Consider the following 15,221-nt stretch of genomic DNA (forward strand, 5'->3'; position numbering starts at 1 on the left):
AACATATGTATCCCGAACAATTAGTAGCCCCGATGAGAACAGATCTGAGTTCTGTCGGATTTGAAGAATTAAAAACAGCAGATGCAGTTGACAGCCATCTGGGTGATCATAAAGGTACTTCTTTGTTGGTGATCAATTCAGTTTGCGGATGTGCTGCAGGAGCGGCAAGACCGGGAGTGAAACTCGCGCTCGAACATGCCAGCAAAAAGCCTGATCACCTTGTAACGGTTTTTGCCGGTGTCGATACCGATGCCACCAGCAAGGCGAGAGAATATACACTCCCCTACCCGCCCTCATCACCTTCCATCGCGCTGTTCAAAGATGGTGAACTCATTCATTTTATTGAACGTCACCACATTGAAGGTCGAAACGCACAGATGATCGGCCAGCATCTGGTTCAGGTGTTCGAAGAATATTGCTAAATTAAAGACCCGGATTTTCCGGGTCTTTTTTCTTTAACAAATGGCAAAACGATTCAACAGCAGCGATCCGGGAACAGGCACTCAATATACCTCCTATTCAAAACGGATTATTAACAAAGACGGCTCCTTTAATGTAAAAAAGGTAGCTCTTCCGCCCAGCACACGCAATACCTATCAATATCTGATCCAGATCGGCTGGTGGAAGTTTGCAGGCATTATTGTACTTTACCTGCTGCTGATGAATGGTTTTTTTGCATTCATCTACCTGCTGGTAGGCGACATCCATTTCAATGGTATTCCAGCCAGCACACCTCTTAACACATACCTTCAGCTCTGCTATTTCAGTTTTCAGACCTTTACAACCGTAGGGTACGGTGGGATCACACCTATTGGCAACCTGGCGAATATCGTCGCTTCCTTCGAAGCAATCTTCGGCTGGATGAGCTTCGCCATCATCACGGGTATCCTGTATGGTCGCTTCAGCCGTCCATCTGCACGTTTGAAATATGCCCGGCATGCCCTTGTCTCTCCCTATGGAACTGACGGCACAAGTCTTCAATTCAGGATTGCGAATATGCGAAACAGTAATCTGATGGAAATGGAGGCAACAGTCATGCTGATGATCGTACAGAAAAGCGATAAGGGTATTTTAAAAAGGAGTTTTATCCCGCTGGAACTTGAAAGAAACCAAATTCTCTTCTTCCCGTTGAACTGGACCATTGTCCACCCGATCAATCAAAACAGTCCGCTCTACGGCAAAACGCGTGATGAACTGATTGAAATGGAAGGGGAAATACTTATTATGATCAAGGGGTTCGACGATACCTTTAGTCAGACGGTTCACTCCAGATACTCCTACAAATGTGATGAAATCATCTGGGGGGCAAAATACCTGCCTACCTTCGACACGCAGCCATCAGGCGACATCCACCTTTTCTTCGACCGTATTCACGATTATGAAGAAATCCCGTTGCCATCAAGCTCCTAAAAGCTAAAATGATCAAGGAATTCCCGGAGCTCTTCGGTGAATGACATATCCGTTTTTAGTCCGAGTCTCTCCTTGAGATGCTTATTCGTACTCACTTTCAGCTGTCTTAACTTCAGGTGTTGGTTGATAAAAATAAACTCAAGATCAGGAATCAACATCTTCAGTTCATCTACGATATCCAGCACTCCCACATTGCGGTCAACCAGGTTGTAGGTTCCGGTTTCAAGATTGTTATCCAAAATGCGCGCCAGTGCACAGGCCACGTTTCGGATATGAACGAATGCCCGGTGCTGTTTCCCGTCACCATGAATCTGTATCTGCCGGTTGAAATTCGCTTCAAACACAAATTTATTAATTACCGCGTCGAAGCGCATACTTCGGTTGTAGCCATACACGTTACCACACCTGAGAATGAAGGTCTCTCTTGAATTCTCCAGCCGTTTCACATGTTCCTCACCACGGTATTTGGATATACCATAAAATGTACGGGGATTAGGAATAGTCTTTTCATCCACTGCGTCTGAAGTTGCCCCATAAACAGCAGTACTGCTTACATATATCACCTTCTTCACATCACTTTCTTCAATGGCGTAAACGAGTTCGGCCGTTCCCCAATGGTTCACCTGTTCATAAAAATGCGGATCTGTATTGGCAAATGGAGTGGTTACTTTGGCCGCCAGGTGATACACCACATCAATCCCCTTTAACACCTTTGACAGTTGCCTGGAATCAAGTAACTCACCCCGCATAAATTTCACTTTATCAGAGCCTTCCTTTTTACCATCCAGAAACAGGTTATAGTTCGATCGGCTGAGGTTATCATAAATGATTACCTTCGATACATCCTTTCGTGCCGTGAGCTCTTCCAGCAATGCAGTACCAATGTAACCGGCACCTCCTATTAACAGTACATTCATTATTCTAATTTTTTACCAGGTCTGTGTGCAGGCCGCACTCCGCCTTACTCATACCATACCAACGGGCCTCCCGTTCCATCATATCAGGATCAACTTTCCGTGTACAGGGTTCGCATCCAATGCTCATATAGCCTTGTTCTTCCAGCGGATGCCTGGGCAGATCAAATTCCTTCTGATATTGGTAGATCATCCTGGGCGTCCAGTCGAGCATGGGGTGAAACCGGATCGTGCCATGCGGAGCTTCCTGCTCTACCTTCATTCTTTTGCGTACCGAGCTCTGATCCCCCCGAATTCCATTGATCCAGACATCATATTTTCTCAGCAGTGTGTCTACAGGCATAGTCTTGTTGAGGTAGCAGCAATGATCAGGATCAGAGGTAAAAAGCAACCGGCCATCGGCATCCCTTTGCATAAATTTTGGCGTACTTGGTTTTAAGTCAATCGTGTTAAGCGAAAACAGCCTGCTTACCTCATCCTTGAATCGTACCGTTTCGGGAAAATGATATCCTGTATTGATAAATACGACAGGTATCTCAGGGTCAATCCTGCTGATAATATGCAACATCACAATGCTGTGCGACTGGAATGAAGAAGTTGTGAACAGGCTCCTGCCTGCATCCTTATACCCGCTAATCTTCTTTTTGATTTCTTCGAAAGTCACTGATGTCCCTTTTGATCAAAGATATGCAAATGACCCGCAGGAGGAAAGTCGGACGAGAAACATATCCAACAATATTTTTATGCTATAATTGTACATTGTTTAACATTTCTGAACCAATTGTTAAACTGAATGTTATTACTGCTGATGAAAGTAGCCGTATTCAGAAAGGAACATTTTAATGCCGCCCACCGCCTGCACAATCCGCAGTGGGATGATGAGACAAATGAAAAGGTTTTCGGGAAATGCAATAATCCGAACTACCACGGGCACAACTATGAGCTGATCGTAAAATTGAGCGGTGAAACAGATCCACGGACAGGGTATGTGTATGATATGAAGAAACTTAGTACATTGATCAAAGATCATGTGCTCACTAAGTTTGATCATAAAAACCTGAATCTTGATACGGAATACTTCAAAGAACTAAATCCGACAGCCGAGAATATCGCGGTTGTTATTTATAATATCCTGCGTGAAAAAATCGATTCCGCACTGGATTTGAAAATTACGCTTTACGAAACTGAAAGAAATTATGTCGAATACCCAATTTAAAATTGACGAATACGGTGAAGATCACATGGGATCCAGCTATGATACACCCATGAGAGACGACGCGTTCGACTTAACAGATAAGGAAAAAATTCAGAAGATCGAGAAACACTTCACCGAGATCATGCAGGTACTTGGCCTTGATCTTACCGATGACTCATTAAAGGGAACTCCTCACCGGGTTGCAAAAATGTATGTGACGGAAGTTTTCAGCGGACTAAATCCGATGAATAAGCCGTCTGTGACGCTATTCGATAACAAGTACCGTTACGACCAAATGCTGGTGGAAAAGGATATTACCTTTTATTCACACTGTGAACATCATTTTGTTCCCATTTACGGAAAAGCCCACGTGGCCTATATTTCCACGGGAAAGGTGATCGGTCTCTCCAAGATCAACCGAATCGTGCAGTATTTTGCCAAAAGACCGCAGGTACAGGAACGTCTTACAGTTCAGATCGGAAAAGAATTACAAAAAGCGCTTGATACAGATCATGTGGCGATCGTAGTAGATGCAACCCATTTGTGTGTAGCTTCTCGTGGTGTAAATGATACCAACAGCAAAACGGGAACTGCATTTTTTTCTGGAAAATTCAAGGATACCCAAATAAAAAACGAATTCCTGAACTATATTAACACAAAATAATTGGTTCATATGGGCTTAGCCGAAGACATTAAGCAAACCAAATTCATTAGTGAGCGACAAAAAGGTCTGCTCAACCTTATTTACACCTACAATACGGTAATTAATGAAATGAATGATTATTTCAAGGAGCATGACATTACTCGGCAACAGTACAATGTCCTTCGTATTCTGCGCGGACAGTACCCAAAGCCGGCATCCATCAATCTCCTGAAAGAACGTATGCTTGACAAGATGTCTGATACCTCCCGGATCGTTAAGCGCCTGGAAAAGAAAAAGCTGGTAAAACGTGAAGAAAGCGATGCCGACCGACGGGCCGTTGAGATAACAATCACAAAATCAGGACTCAAGCTTCTCGAAGATACTGATAATACCGTCAGTGGCTTCTCACATTTGCTGGACAATCTCACCGATAAGGAAGCGGTTCAACTTAATACCCTGCTGGATAAGATACGGGGATAATCAGCACGCAGCTTACCTTTTAATTCCTGCTTTCCCAATAAAGGATTTAATTTGTAACTTTGATACCTTATCAAAGATTTCATTAAACTAAGACACAAATATGGCTTTTGACCTTGATATGATCAAGGCAGTATACAGTCGCATGAATGAGCGAATTGAAGCTGCCAGAAATGTCGTGAATGGCCCGTTGACATTGGCCGAAAAAATACTTTACTCCCACCTTCATGAAGAGCAACCGCTGGAAGCTTTCGAACGCGGGAAGAGCTATGTGAATTTTGCGCCCGACAGGGTGGCAATGCAGGATGCAACCGCCCAGATGGCGTTGCTTCAGTTCATGCAGGCAGGTAAAAAGAAGGCAGCTGTGCCTTCAACCGTACATTGCGACCATTTGATCCTGGCAAAAGAAGGTGCCACAGAAGATCTTAGAAACTCTATAAATGCCAGTGGCGAAGTATTTCGCTTCCTCGAGTCGGTGTCAAACAAATATGGCATCGGATTCTGGAAACCCGGTGCAGGAATTATTCACCAGGTGGTTTTGGAAAATTATGCCTTCCCCGGCGGCATGATGATCGGTACGGATTCACATACCGTGAATGCGGGCGGACTCGGAATGGTTGCTGTGGGCGTTGGTGGTGCTGATGCCGTGGATGTTATGGCTGGAATGCCCTGGGAATTGAAGTTTCCAAAACTCATTGGTGTGAAGCTTACAGGAAAAATGAATGGGTGGACATCAGCAAAGGACGTGATTTTGAAAGTGGCCGGGATACTCACTGTTAAAGGTGGTACAGGTTGTATCGTTGAATATTTCGGACCGGGCGCATTATCTCTTTCATGTACCGGTAAAGGAACCATCTGTAACATGGGGGCTGAGATCGGCGCAACTACCTCTACTTTCGGTTATGATGATTCTATGGAGCGATATCTGCGTGCAACCGGACGCTCTGAAGTAGCCGATATGGCCAATGGTATCCGTGAACATCTTACGGCTGATCCCGAAGTATATGAAAACCCTGAAAAATACTTCGACCAGGTGATTGAAATCAATCTTTCCGAGCTCGAACCCCACCTGAACGGACCGTTCTCGCCGGATATTGCCACTCCAATCAGCCAAATGGCTGAAATGGCCAAAAAGAACGACTGGCCAACCAAGATTGAGGTGGGCCTGATCGGATCCTGCACAAACTCTTCCTATGAAGACATTTCGCGGGCTGCTTCACTGGCGGAACAGGCTGTCACCAAGAAATTAAAGACAAAGTCGAAATTTACGATCACACCGGGCTCTGAACAAGTTCGGTTTACCATCGAAAGAGACGGTTTTATTGATACATTCAACAAAATAGGCGCGAGTGTATTTGCAAATGCCTGTGGCCCTTGTATTGGCCAGTGGGACCGGGCCGGTGCCGATAAGAAAGAAAAGAATACGATTGTGCATTCCTTCAACCGGAATTTTGCCAAACGTGCAGACGGAAATCCGAATACATATGCGTTCGTCGCATCACCTGAACTGGTGACCGCAATGGCCATCGCCGGAGATCTTACCTTCAACCCGCTAAAAGACACCCTGATCAACGAGGACGGCGTGGAAGTCCGCCTCGATCCTCCTCATGGGGATGAACTGCCCACACGAGGATTTGATGTCGGGGATCCGGGATACCAGGCCCCGGCAGAAGACGGAAGTGGTATATCCGTAGTAGTGGCTCCCGATAGCAAACGTCTTCAGCTGCTGGATCCGTTCACTCCCTGGGATGGCAAGAACATTGAAGGAATGAAGCTGCTCATCAAAGCCGCCGGAAAGTGTACAACCGACCATATTTCCATGGCCGGTCCATGGCTCCGTTACCGCGGGCACCTGGATAATATTTCAAATAATACGCTGACAGGTGCGGTGAATTTCTTCAACAATAAAACTGATTCTGTTAAAAATCAGCTGACAGGTGAATATGGTTCAGTACCGGATACCCAGCGGGCGTATAAAGCCGCAGGTATTCCTACAATCGTTGTGGGAGATCATAACTATGGCGAAGGATCCAGCCGTGAGCATGCAGCAATGCAGCCGCGTCATCTTGGAGTACGGGCGGTTTTGGTAAAAAGCTTTGCACGTATCCATGAAACAAACCTGAAAAAACAGGGGATGCTGGCACTCACATTTGCCAATGAAAAGGACTATGATAAAATCCTTGAGGATGATACGATCAGTATTATCGACCTGGAGAATTTTTCTCCGGATGTGCCTTTGACCCTAAAACTGGATCATAAGGATGGAAGTTCTGAGACCATAAAGGTGAACCATAGCTATAACCAGTCACAAATAGCATGGTTTAAGGCAGGATCAGCACTGAACCTGATCAAGGAAAAAGAAAAAGAAGCATAATTGAAGGGGCCTTCGCCCCTTTCTTTCTATCTAAATCTGCGGATATGACATCAGAAACTTCAGGAAAAAATACTCTGACTATCGACATTGGAGGATCAGGCATCAAGGCGACCGTTCTGGATTCTTCCGGAGAAATGCTGGTTCCCCGGAACAGGGTAAGTACTCCTGACCATAGTCACCCTGAAAATGTATTGAGTGCCATTGAAGAAGTGATTGAAGGATTCCCTCATTTTGAAAGAGTTTCTGTAGGTTTTCCTGGATTTGTGAAAAAGGGTCATGTGAAAACCGCCCCAAACCTCGATACAGAGGACTGGGAAGATTTTCCACTTGCCCAGGAGATCGCAAACCGACTTCAGAAACCGGTTCGTTTGCTGAATGATGCAGATCTGCTTGGCCTGGGGGTCATCAGAGGTGAAGGTCTTGAGCTAATGATCACACTTGGGACAGGATTTGGTACTGCTTTTTATATGGACGGACATCTGATGCCGCATCTTGAGCTTTCCCATCATCCAATCAAGGGGAAGCAGGATTATGACCACTACGTTGGCAAAGCCGCTTTCAAGGAAATCGGTCCGAAGAAATGGAACAAGCGTATGAAAAGGATTCTGAAAATCATGCAGATTATCTTCAATTATGATACGCTATTCATTGGTGGAGGTAATTCCGACAAATTAAGCTTTGAGCTGGACAACAATATCCGGATTGTCTCAAATCGTGAGGGAATTCGCGGAGGTGTTGGGGTTTGGAAGCTCGAGGAAGATGACTTGTGTATAAGAACTGTTCACCCCGAAATAATCGGGAAAACTACCAACTGAACCAAATGAATACAACATATGATTTCGGGATGATCGGCCTTGGAACCATGGGCCGGAATTTATTATTAAATATTGCGGACCATGGCTATAATGTAACGGGGCACGACAGGGATGCTGATAAAGTGGCATTACTGGAAAAAGAAGGTTCTTCCACAGGAATAAAGGGATTTAGTGAGCTCACATCCTTTGTAAACAGCCTGAACAAACCCCGTGCGATCATGATGCTTGTTCCAGCCGGTAAGATTGTGGATAATGTTATCGAAGATCTTCTGCCATTACTGGACGAAGGCGACCTGATTATCGATGGAGGGAATTCATACTTTGCCGATACAGACCGCAGATTTACCATGCTCCGGGACAAGGGAATACATTTCTTCGGAATTGGCATTTCAGGTGGCGAAGAAGGGGCCCGTAAAGGTCCCAGCATGATGCCCGGAGGTGATAAAAATGCATATGAGGTAGTAAGAACAATATTTGAATCTGTCGCTGCCCATGTAGACGATGAGCCGTGTGTGACTTACCTGGGCCCGGGCGCCTGTGGACATTTTGTAAAAATGGTCCACAATGGCATTGAATATGGCATCATGCAACTGATCTCGGAGATTTACGGCATTATGCGCAGCCATATGGGCTTGAATAACCAGGAAATACATGAAGCATTCAAATCATGGGATGAGGGCCGGCTTAAGTCATTTCTTGTCGAGATCACCGCGGATATCTTCCTGAAAGAAGACGACCTCACCGATAATATGCTCGTTGATATGATCAGCGATCAGGCAAGATCCAAAGGAACGGGTAAATGGACCAGTCAGCTGGCAATGGACCTGCAGGTTCCGGTACCCACGATCGATATGGCCGTTGCAATGCGAGATATGTCGAAATACAAGACCCTTCGTAAAGCACTTGAAAAGGAGTACAGGAATCCTGTGGCATCGGATGATATCATCAGCATCCAGGATCTTGAAAATGCACTTTACTTCTCCTATATCATCAGTTATGCCCAAGGGCTGCATATGCTTTCGCAGGCAAGCGAGGAATACGGGTATGATCTGAACCTTGCTTCCATAGCAAAAATATGGAGGGGTGGTTGCATTATCCGTGCAGAACTACTGCATGACATCTATAATGCGTTCTCTTCAGATCCCAACATGCAGCACCTGTTGCTTGATGAGAAGATACGTCTGCAGCTGTTATCGGCTGAAAAAGGCTTCAGAAAAGTACTTGTGGCAACTACCTCTGCAGGTATTGCCACTCCTGCCCTCTCTGCCAGCCTGACCTATTATGATATGCTCAGAAAAGGTAATATGCCTTCGAATCTGATACAGGCACAGCGGGACTATTTCGGTGCCCATACCTACGAAAGAACTGACAGAGAAGGAAAATTCCATACCGACTGGTAAGAAAATACAATTATGAAATTCACATTGAAAGATAAACCCACCGTTTTTATCATTTTCGGTGGTACAGGAGATCTTGCATGGCGCAAACTTGTTCCCGCTTTGTACAACTTGTACATCGATAAATGGATGCCCAAGGAATTCGCGGTTATTGGTAATGGCAGAAGTAAACTGTCGGACGATGATTTTCGCGAAACGCTCAAAGAAGGTGTTGACCAGTTTTCCAGGCGTGGAAAAGTTGACAACGAGGTATGGAATAATTTCTCAAAACACCTCTACTTCCAGTCGGCTGATATCAAAAACGTAAGTACATACAAGGATCTCGGAAAACGCATACGGGCATTCAAGAAGGAATGGAAGGGTGACGTGAATGTCATCTTCTACCTGGCGGTCGCACCCCGATTCTTCACAACCATCGCGGAAAATATCGCTGCCCAAAAGCTCGCGACTGATGTAGCCCATAGCCGCATCGTGATCGAAAAACCTTTCGGACATGATCTTGAATCTGCACGTGAACTGAATAAGCTGCTTTGTGGTATGTTCGATGAATCGCAGATCTATCGCATTGATCATTACCTGGGGAAGGAAACTGTTCAGAATATCATGACGTTCCGCTTTGCAAATGCCATTATGGAACCCGTCTGGAACCGGAACTACATAGACCATGTTCAAATCTCGGTTAGTGAACAGCTTGGCGTCGGTGGACGTGGCGGATATTATGACGAAGCCGGCGCGCTTCGGGATATGGTTCAGAATCACCTGCTCCAGTTATTGTGCCTTGTGGCAATGGAACCACCGGTCACATTCGATGCGGATGAGGTTCGCAACAGAAAAGTTGATGTGCTTCATGCCATGCGAAGATTCCATGCGGAAGATCTGAGCCATATGGTGGTACGCGGCCAATACGGTCCGGGCTGGATCGAAGGCGATGAAGTACCCGGCTACCGGCAGGAAGATGGCGTCAACCCTGAATCCAATACTGAGACATTTGCCGCTCTGAAATTCTTCATTGATAACTGGAGGTGGCAGGGTGTCCCCTTTTATGTGAGAACCGGAAAGCGCATGCATCAGAGTGCTTCACTGGTGACTATCCAATTCAAGGACGTGCCGCATTATGTTTTTCCGAATGCATCCAATGAAAACTGGCAGCAAAACAGGCTGGTAATGAGTATTCAGCCTGAAATGAGTATACGACTGCAGGTTCAGGCAAAACGTCCCGGCCTGGATATGACCATCAACCCCGTGGATATGGTATTCGACTACAAGGGAACCTATGACACCGATACCCCGGAAGCCTACGAAACACTTTTGCTGGACACCATGGTTGGTGACCAAACATTATTTATGCGTGGTGACCAGGTAGAGGCCGCCTGGGAATTGCTTATGCCGGTATTGAACGCCTGGGAATCAAAGCAAAGTCTGAATTTCCCGAATTACTCGGCGGATTCATGGGGGCCGGAGATTGCCGAAGCACTCATTGCCAGGGATGGATTCCACTGGTTCACGTTGCCGGTGGATAAAATAAAAAAATAGTATGGAGCTACACATCAGCAAAACCGACACTGAGGTAATATCATCGATCGCAGACTTTATCATAAAGCTGGCAAATGAATGTGTTTCACAAAATGGCAGCTTTACCTGGGCCCTGTCGGGAGGATCCTCTCCCAAAAAGCTGTTTGAACTCCTCTCATCTGGAGAAAGAGCCGCCTCCTTCCCCTGGGAACAGAGTTATTTCTTTTTTGGAGATGAGCGTTATGTTCCCCTTGATCATGATGACAGCAACTACCGGATGGCTAAACTAGCCATGCTGGAAAAAATGAAAATTCCTTCAGAGCACATATTTCCGGTAGACACATCACTTACCCCCGAAGCAGCTGCATCCGCATATGAAAATGACATCACGAACTATTTTGGAAATGACAACCCGGCTTTCGACCTGGTAATGCTCGGATTGGGTGATGACGCCCATACTGCTTCACTCTTTCCATTCACAACGGTATTGTCAAATGATCAGGATCTGGTGAGCGAAGTGTTTTTACCGGATAAAAAGATTTACAGGATAACTTTTACCAAAAAACTGATTAATAATGCTCAAAACGTGGCATTTCTGACTTTCGGAGTAAATAAAAGTGAAGCCGTCTGGCACGTACTGGAAGATGCGGAAAATACAGATAATTATCCTGCCCAAATGATCCGCCCGAAATCAGGGAATCTGCACTGGTTTATTGATGAAGCCGCTGCAGGCCGGCTTGGGACCCTTGGATAATCAGACTTCCTTAAGAATTTGAGCAAATTCAGAAAGGATCATGGCGGTTGCACCCCAAACGACCTGATCATTGAAGTGGAAATAAGGAATATTTTCAAAAACCTGATTTCTTACCGGAATATCAGTGACTTTTAAATAATTTTCATCCATCAGCTGATCCAGGGAAACCGTAAATAATTCACGAACCTCACGCGGGTCCTCACGAAAAACCGGTTTTTGCCTCACATATCCGATTACAGGATATACAAGGTAATTGCTTGGTGGAATATATAGTTTGCTAAGCTCACCTATTACTTCAATTTCACCCGCCGGAACACCAATCTCCTCCTCGGTCTCCCGAAGAGCCGTTTGAATAAGGGATGCATCAAAATCCTCCTTTCGGCCCCCGGGCAGACTCACCTGTCCGGAGTGAACTCCGCCGTAATCCTGACGCAGCATAAGCGGGAAATGAATTTCAGACAACTCGGGATACAGGAGAATAAGAACTCCGCTTTCACGCGGATTGGGAAGTTTATCAAACTGGTACCGCGGGCCCGGATCGCGGTCTGCCGGCATAGCCTTTCTGTGCGCTTCGATTCCGGGTAAAGACCCACCTAACCGGCTCTGAATACGCTTTACAATTTCTTCCAGCATATCACTTACCTGCATTTATTTTCCTCCAGTCGTTGCTCCGCCCCGGCTTCCCCCATTTCAAGGGCTTGTTTCCAAACCCGGCAGGCCTCCTGCTGCTGTCCGTTTGCATGGTAACTGTCACCCAGAAAAATGTGTATTTTCTGTATGAATGTATCTTTCTTCAATGCCTGCAGGTAAAGCCTGATGGCTTCCTCGTAATTGCCATTTGAATGATACCACCGGGCCTTGTTCCGGTAGGCCCAGGCATTGTCGGGATCCAGTGTGATACTTTGATCGATATCTGCCCTTGAGAGATCCGTCTCTCCCCGTAACAGATGAATGTAGCCCCGGTTATTTAAAAAATAGGGTTGCATGGGTTCTGCGGATAGGGCTGTTTGAATATATTGAAGTGCCAGATCGAGTGAATCATCCTCTGCTGCAATAAGCGCAAGTGCATTATAGGTATTCCCGATTTGCTCCCCGGAATTGCGCGCCCTGTTCAGGTCCTTACGGGCATCACCCAACCGGTTCATGTAGTAATATACTGTTCCCCTGTTCACAAAAGCGTCCATGTTGAGCGCATCAAGCTGGATGGCTGTAGAAAAATCATTGATGGCTGCTTCAAACTTATGCATCTTTGCATGAACCAGTCCGAGTCTGAAATGAAGCTCCGACGAATCCGGCATATTCCGGATCAGGTATGCAATATCATCTTCAGCACGGTAGAGCTGATTCGTTTCGTAGTACGCATTCGTTCGGTTAAGAATGGCCTCCACGTCTTCAGGGTTACACGCCAGCGCAGCATCATAGGCTTCCAGCGCTTTGCCATATTGCTTCTGTTCAAAGCGCGTAACACCCAGGTTATTCCATGCCGGTGAGTAGCAGCTGTCGATCTTCAGTGCCTCATTATAGAAGCGCGTAGCCTCCCTGTAATTCTGCTGGGACAACGCTTCATTACCCCTGATCAGGAATCGTTGCTTCTGCGTATCCCGATCGTTGCCACACGAGGACAATCCCAGGAGCAAAATAAGGTAAACTACGTATTTATTTCTCATGCCTTGTTACGGGCAAAGCTATGGATATTCACCGTAGCCTTCAACTCATTCAATAAATTGTACAGACCAAAATAGGTTCGGTTGATATATAAGCCGTGCTTGTTGCCACGCGCGGTCTTGGAATTACGCACTTCCTTCATCCGCGACATGCGCTCACCAACCTGATAAATCTGCTGGAAGTAGGTATCATCCCCGAAATCAAATGAATCATGGCGAAAAGGCCTGCCCAGTAATTCAATCATTTCACGAAAAAGCTTCATGAAAAATTTACGTTCGCTCACCGAGTCTTCTGGCGAAAGGAAACCAAGTTCATCAAATAACCCCTCCAGATCATAGGAATTATCCAGGACTTCCGGTCCCATTAATTTGAAATATGAATTATAAAAATCTTCAGGAATTATTTTTACACATCCAAAATCAAGTACCCCCAGTAAATTATCCGGCGTAATCAGAAAATTTCCAGGATGCGGATCTGCATGAAGCTGCTTCAATTCATGTATCTGATAATCATAGAAATCCCAAAGCACCTGACCAATCCGGTTTCTTTCCTCCTGATCCGGATTGTTTTTTAACCATTCCTTCATATGCAATCCATCCATCCAATCCATCACGAGGATCCGCTTTGAGGATAATTCAGGAAAGTAATTCGGGAAAGCGATGCCCTCCAGGTGGCGGCACAGGTCGGTAATCTCCATTGAGCGCCTTAACTCCAGGTCATAGTCGGTCTCCTCAATCAACTTCGCCTCCACTTCACCAAGGTATTGATCCAGCTCGGCCGACTTGATCTTGAACATTGCAGAAGCAATAGGTCTCACTATACGGAGATCAGAACTTATGCTGTCTGCCACGCCTGGATACTGAATCTTAACGGCGAGTTCTTTGCCGTCCAGGGAAGCCTTGTGCACCTGTCCGATTGATGCAGCATTCACTGCTTTTCGGCTGAAAGTGTCAAAGATGTCTTCGGGTGAACGACCCAACTGATCTTTAAATGTTTTTACAACGAGGGGATAAGACAATGGCGGGGCACTGTATTGCGACATGGCGAATTTATCCTGATATGCCATTGGCAATGCGTTCTTATCCATACTGAGCATTTGTGCAACCTTCAATGCACTCCCTTTCAGTTCACTAAGGGATTCATAGATATCGCCTGCATTCTCCTCATCCAGCGATTCTCTGGATATATCAGGATTCAGGATTTTTCTTCCGTAGTGCTTCAGGTAATTTCCGCCAATCTTCGCACCTGTTTGTACGAACTTCGAGGCTCTCTGCACTTTGCTAACAGGTATTCTGTATTGCTCTTTCATTAAGGTCTGTTCTGATAAAGAAATTTCGCAAAGTCGAAGAGCTTATCAAGCGGGCCTGCGCCCATCAGCTCATAGGATAAGTTTACTGCCTTCTCAATAGCCGCATCCGTTTTTACAAATCCCTCGCTTTCATCATTCATCCAGAAATGAAGAATGAACATGGTTTGCACCCAGATACCATCCTTGTACCGATCAGATAAATAACGGCGGTCCTTAATTTCTTCTGTCTCGCGCCCTTCATTAATGATCTCCTGAACAAAATCCAGAAACTCCTCCCGGAAACCACGTAAAACAGAAGGCGTAATTTCACTTTTTGATGGCAGTTCCAGCGTACTCATCACAAAAGATCTGTCATTCTTCAGAACCTCCATGAGGGTAAAGTAGAAGGATAATAGCTTCTCCCGGGAACTGAACGTCATGTAAGCCTCATCCTGGCGGAGTGTATCAACTGTAATCCTGAAATAATCCGACCAAATTGCCCGATCAAGGGCTTTAAAACTTCCGAAGTACGTATAAAAATCACTCTCCTTCATTTTCAGAGCATGCATGAACTGAAAAACTGTATGAGGAGCGTGACCCTCAAGTAAAACTTTTTCCTTATAGGCCGAAATTATTTTTTCCCGATTTGATGTCTCGGTCTTTTTTGATCGTGATTTTGCTGTCTTTGCTTGCGCCATGATATTTTTATTTAGTGCACTATCTATTAAACAGCAAAAGCAGATATTTGATTAATTAAAAAATAAAAAATCTCATTTA

At 45.5% G+C, this 15,221-nt stretch carries 16 protein-coding genes; 10 read left to right on the forward strand and 6 right to left on the reverse strand.

Annotated elements, in window-relative coordinates:
• Window positions 1–5: 5 nt before the first annotated feature.
• The gene (locus LDX50_RS01585; RefSeq protein WP_225696649.1) at window positions 6–422 is read left to right on the forward strand and encodes a BrxA/BrxB family bacilliredoxin; all 417 of its coding nucleotides are present in this window, start codon (window positions 6–8) and stop codon (window positions 420–422) included.
• A 40-nt stretch (window positions 423–462) separates the two neighbouring features.
• A complete protein-coding gene (locus LDX50_RS01590; RefSeq protein WP_225696650.1) occupies window positions 463–1,410 on the forward strand; it encodes an ion channel in 948 nt (315 codons plus the stop codon).
• Here the strand turns inward: LDX50_RS01590 and LDX50_RS01595 are convergent.
• Both LDX50_RS01595 and LDX50_RS01600 read right to left on the reverse strand, forming a co-directional pair.
• Entirely contained in the window at window positions 1,407–2,327 is a 921-nt protein-coding gene (locus LDX50_RS01595) for an NAD-dependent epimerase/dehydratase family protein (protein ID WP_225696651.1), read from the reverse strand. The genes LDX50_RS01590 and LDX50_RS01595 overlap by 4 nt on opposite strands.
• Before the next feature lie 4 nt (window positions 2,328–2,331).
• The gene (locus tag LDX50_RS01600; protein WP_225696652.1) at window positions 2,332–2,988 is read right to left on the reverse strand and encodes a phosphoadenylyl-sulfate reductase; all 657 of its coding nucleotides are present in this window, start codon (window positions 2,986–2,988) and stop codon (window positions 2,332–2,334) included.
• Between the two features lie 144 nt (window positions 2,989–3,132).
• Here LDX50_RS01600 and LDX50_RS01605 point away from each other — a divergent pair, with 144 nt between their 5' ends.
• The 8 genes from LDX50_RS01605 to pgl all read left to right on the forward strand — a co-directional run bounded on the left by LDX50_RS01605 (window position 3,133) and on the right by pgl (window position 11,491).
• Window positions 3,133–3,540 carry a 6-pyruvoyl trahydropterin synthase family protein gene (locus LDX50_RS01605; protein ID WP_225697563.1) on the forward strand — a complete coding sequence of 136 codons (408 nt, stop codon included), beginning with the start codon at window positions 3,133–3,135 and terminating at the stop codon, window positions 3,538–3,540.
• Entirely contained in the window at window positions 3,521–4,183 is a 663-nt protein-coding gene (gene folE, locus LDX50_RS01610) for a GTP cyclohydrolase I FolE (protein ID WP_225696653.1), read from the forward strand. Before LDX50_RS01605 ends, folE begins: the two co-directional genes overlap by 20 nt.
• A 9-nt stretch (window positions 4,184–4,192) precedes the next feature.
• Entirely contained in the window at window positions 4,193–4,642 is a 450-nt protein-coding gene (locus LDX50_RS01615) for a MarR family winged helix-turn-helix transcriptional regulator (RefSeq protein WP_225696654.1), read from the forward strand.
• Between the two features lie 100 nt (window positions 4,643–4,742).
• Window positions 4,743–7,013: an aconitate hydratase gene (locus LDX50_RS01620; protein WP_225696655.1), complete on the forward strand. Its 2,271-nt coding sequence runs from the start codon at window positions 4,743–4,745 to the stop codon at window positions 7,011–7,013.
• 44 nt (window positions 7,014–7,057) lie between these two features.
• Window positions 7,058–7,828, forward strand: a complete 771-nt coding sequence (locus tag LDX50_RS01625) for an ROK family protein (RefSeq protein WP_225696656.1) — start codon at window positions 7,058–7,060, stop codon at window positions 7,826–7,828.
• 5 nt (window positions 7,829–7,833) lie between these two features.
• Window positions 7,834–9,228 (forward strand): NADP-dependent phosphogluconate dehydrogenase, encoded by a 1,395-nt coding sequence (gene gndA, locus LDX50_RS01630; protein WP_225696657.1) that lies wholly within the window; start codon window positions 7,834–7,836, stop codon window positions 9,226–9,228.
• 12 nt (window positions 9,229–9,240) lie between these two features.
• A complete protein-coding gene (gene zwf, locus LDX50_RS01635; protein ID WP_225696658.1) occupies window positions 9,241–10,758 on the forward strand; it encodes a glucose-6-phosphate dehydrogenase in 1,518 nt (505 codons plus the stop codon).
• 1 nt (window position 10,759) lies between these two features.
• Window positions 10,760–11,491 (forward strand): 6-phosphogluconolactonase, encoded by a 732-nt coding sequence (pgl, locus tag LDX50_RS01640; protein WP_225696659.1) that lies wholly within the window; start codon window positions 10,760–10,762, stop codon window positions 11,489–11,491.
• Here the strand turns inward: pgl and LDX50_RS01645 are convergent, their stop codons facing one another.
• From LDX50_RS01645 to LDX50_RS01660, 4 genes are read right to left on the reverse strand one after another with little or no spacing between them, the layout of a single operon-like run.
• Window positions 11,492–12,139: an NUDIX hydrolase gene (locus tag LDX50_RS01645; RefSeq protein WP_225696660.1), complete on the reverse strand. Its 648-nt coding sequence runs from the start codon at window positions 12,137–12,139 to the stop codon at window positions 11,492–11,494.
• Window positions 12,130–13,158, reverse strand: coding sequence for a tetratricopeptide repeat protein (locus LDX50_RS01650; RefSeq protein WP_225696661.1), 1,029 nt, complete (start codon window positions 13,156–13,158; stop codon window positions 12,130–12,132). Before LDX50_RS01650 ends, LDX50_RS01645 begins: the two co-directional genes overlap by 10 nt.
• Window positions 13,155–14,465, reverse strand: a complete 1,311-nt coding sequence (locus LDX50_RS01655; RefSeq protein WP_225696662.1) for an ABC1 kinase family protein — start codon at window positions 14,463–14,465, stop codon at window positions 13,155–13,157. The genes LDX50_RS01650 and LDX50_RS01655 overlap by 4 nt, the downstream gene beginning before the upstream one ends.
• Window positions 14,465–15,142 (reverse strand): TetR/AcrR family transcriptional regulator, encoded by a 678-nt coding sequence (locus tag LDX50_RS01660; protein WP_225696663.1) that lies wholly within the window; start codon window positions 15,140–15,142, stop codon window positions 14,465–14,467. The genes LDX50_RS01655 and LDX50_RS01660 overlap by 1 nt, the downstream gene beginning before the upstream one ends.
• Window positions 15,143–15,221: the final 79 nt, after the last annotated feature.

It is taken from the genome of Fulvivirga sedimenti (genome assembly GCF_020328055.1).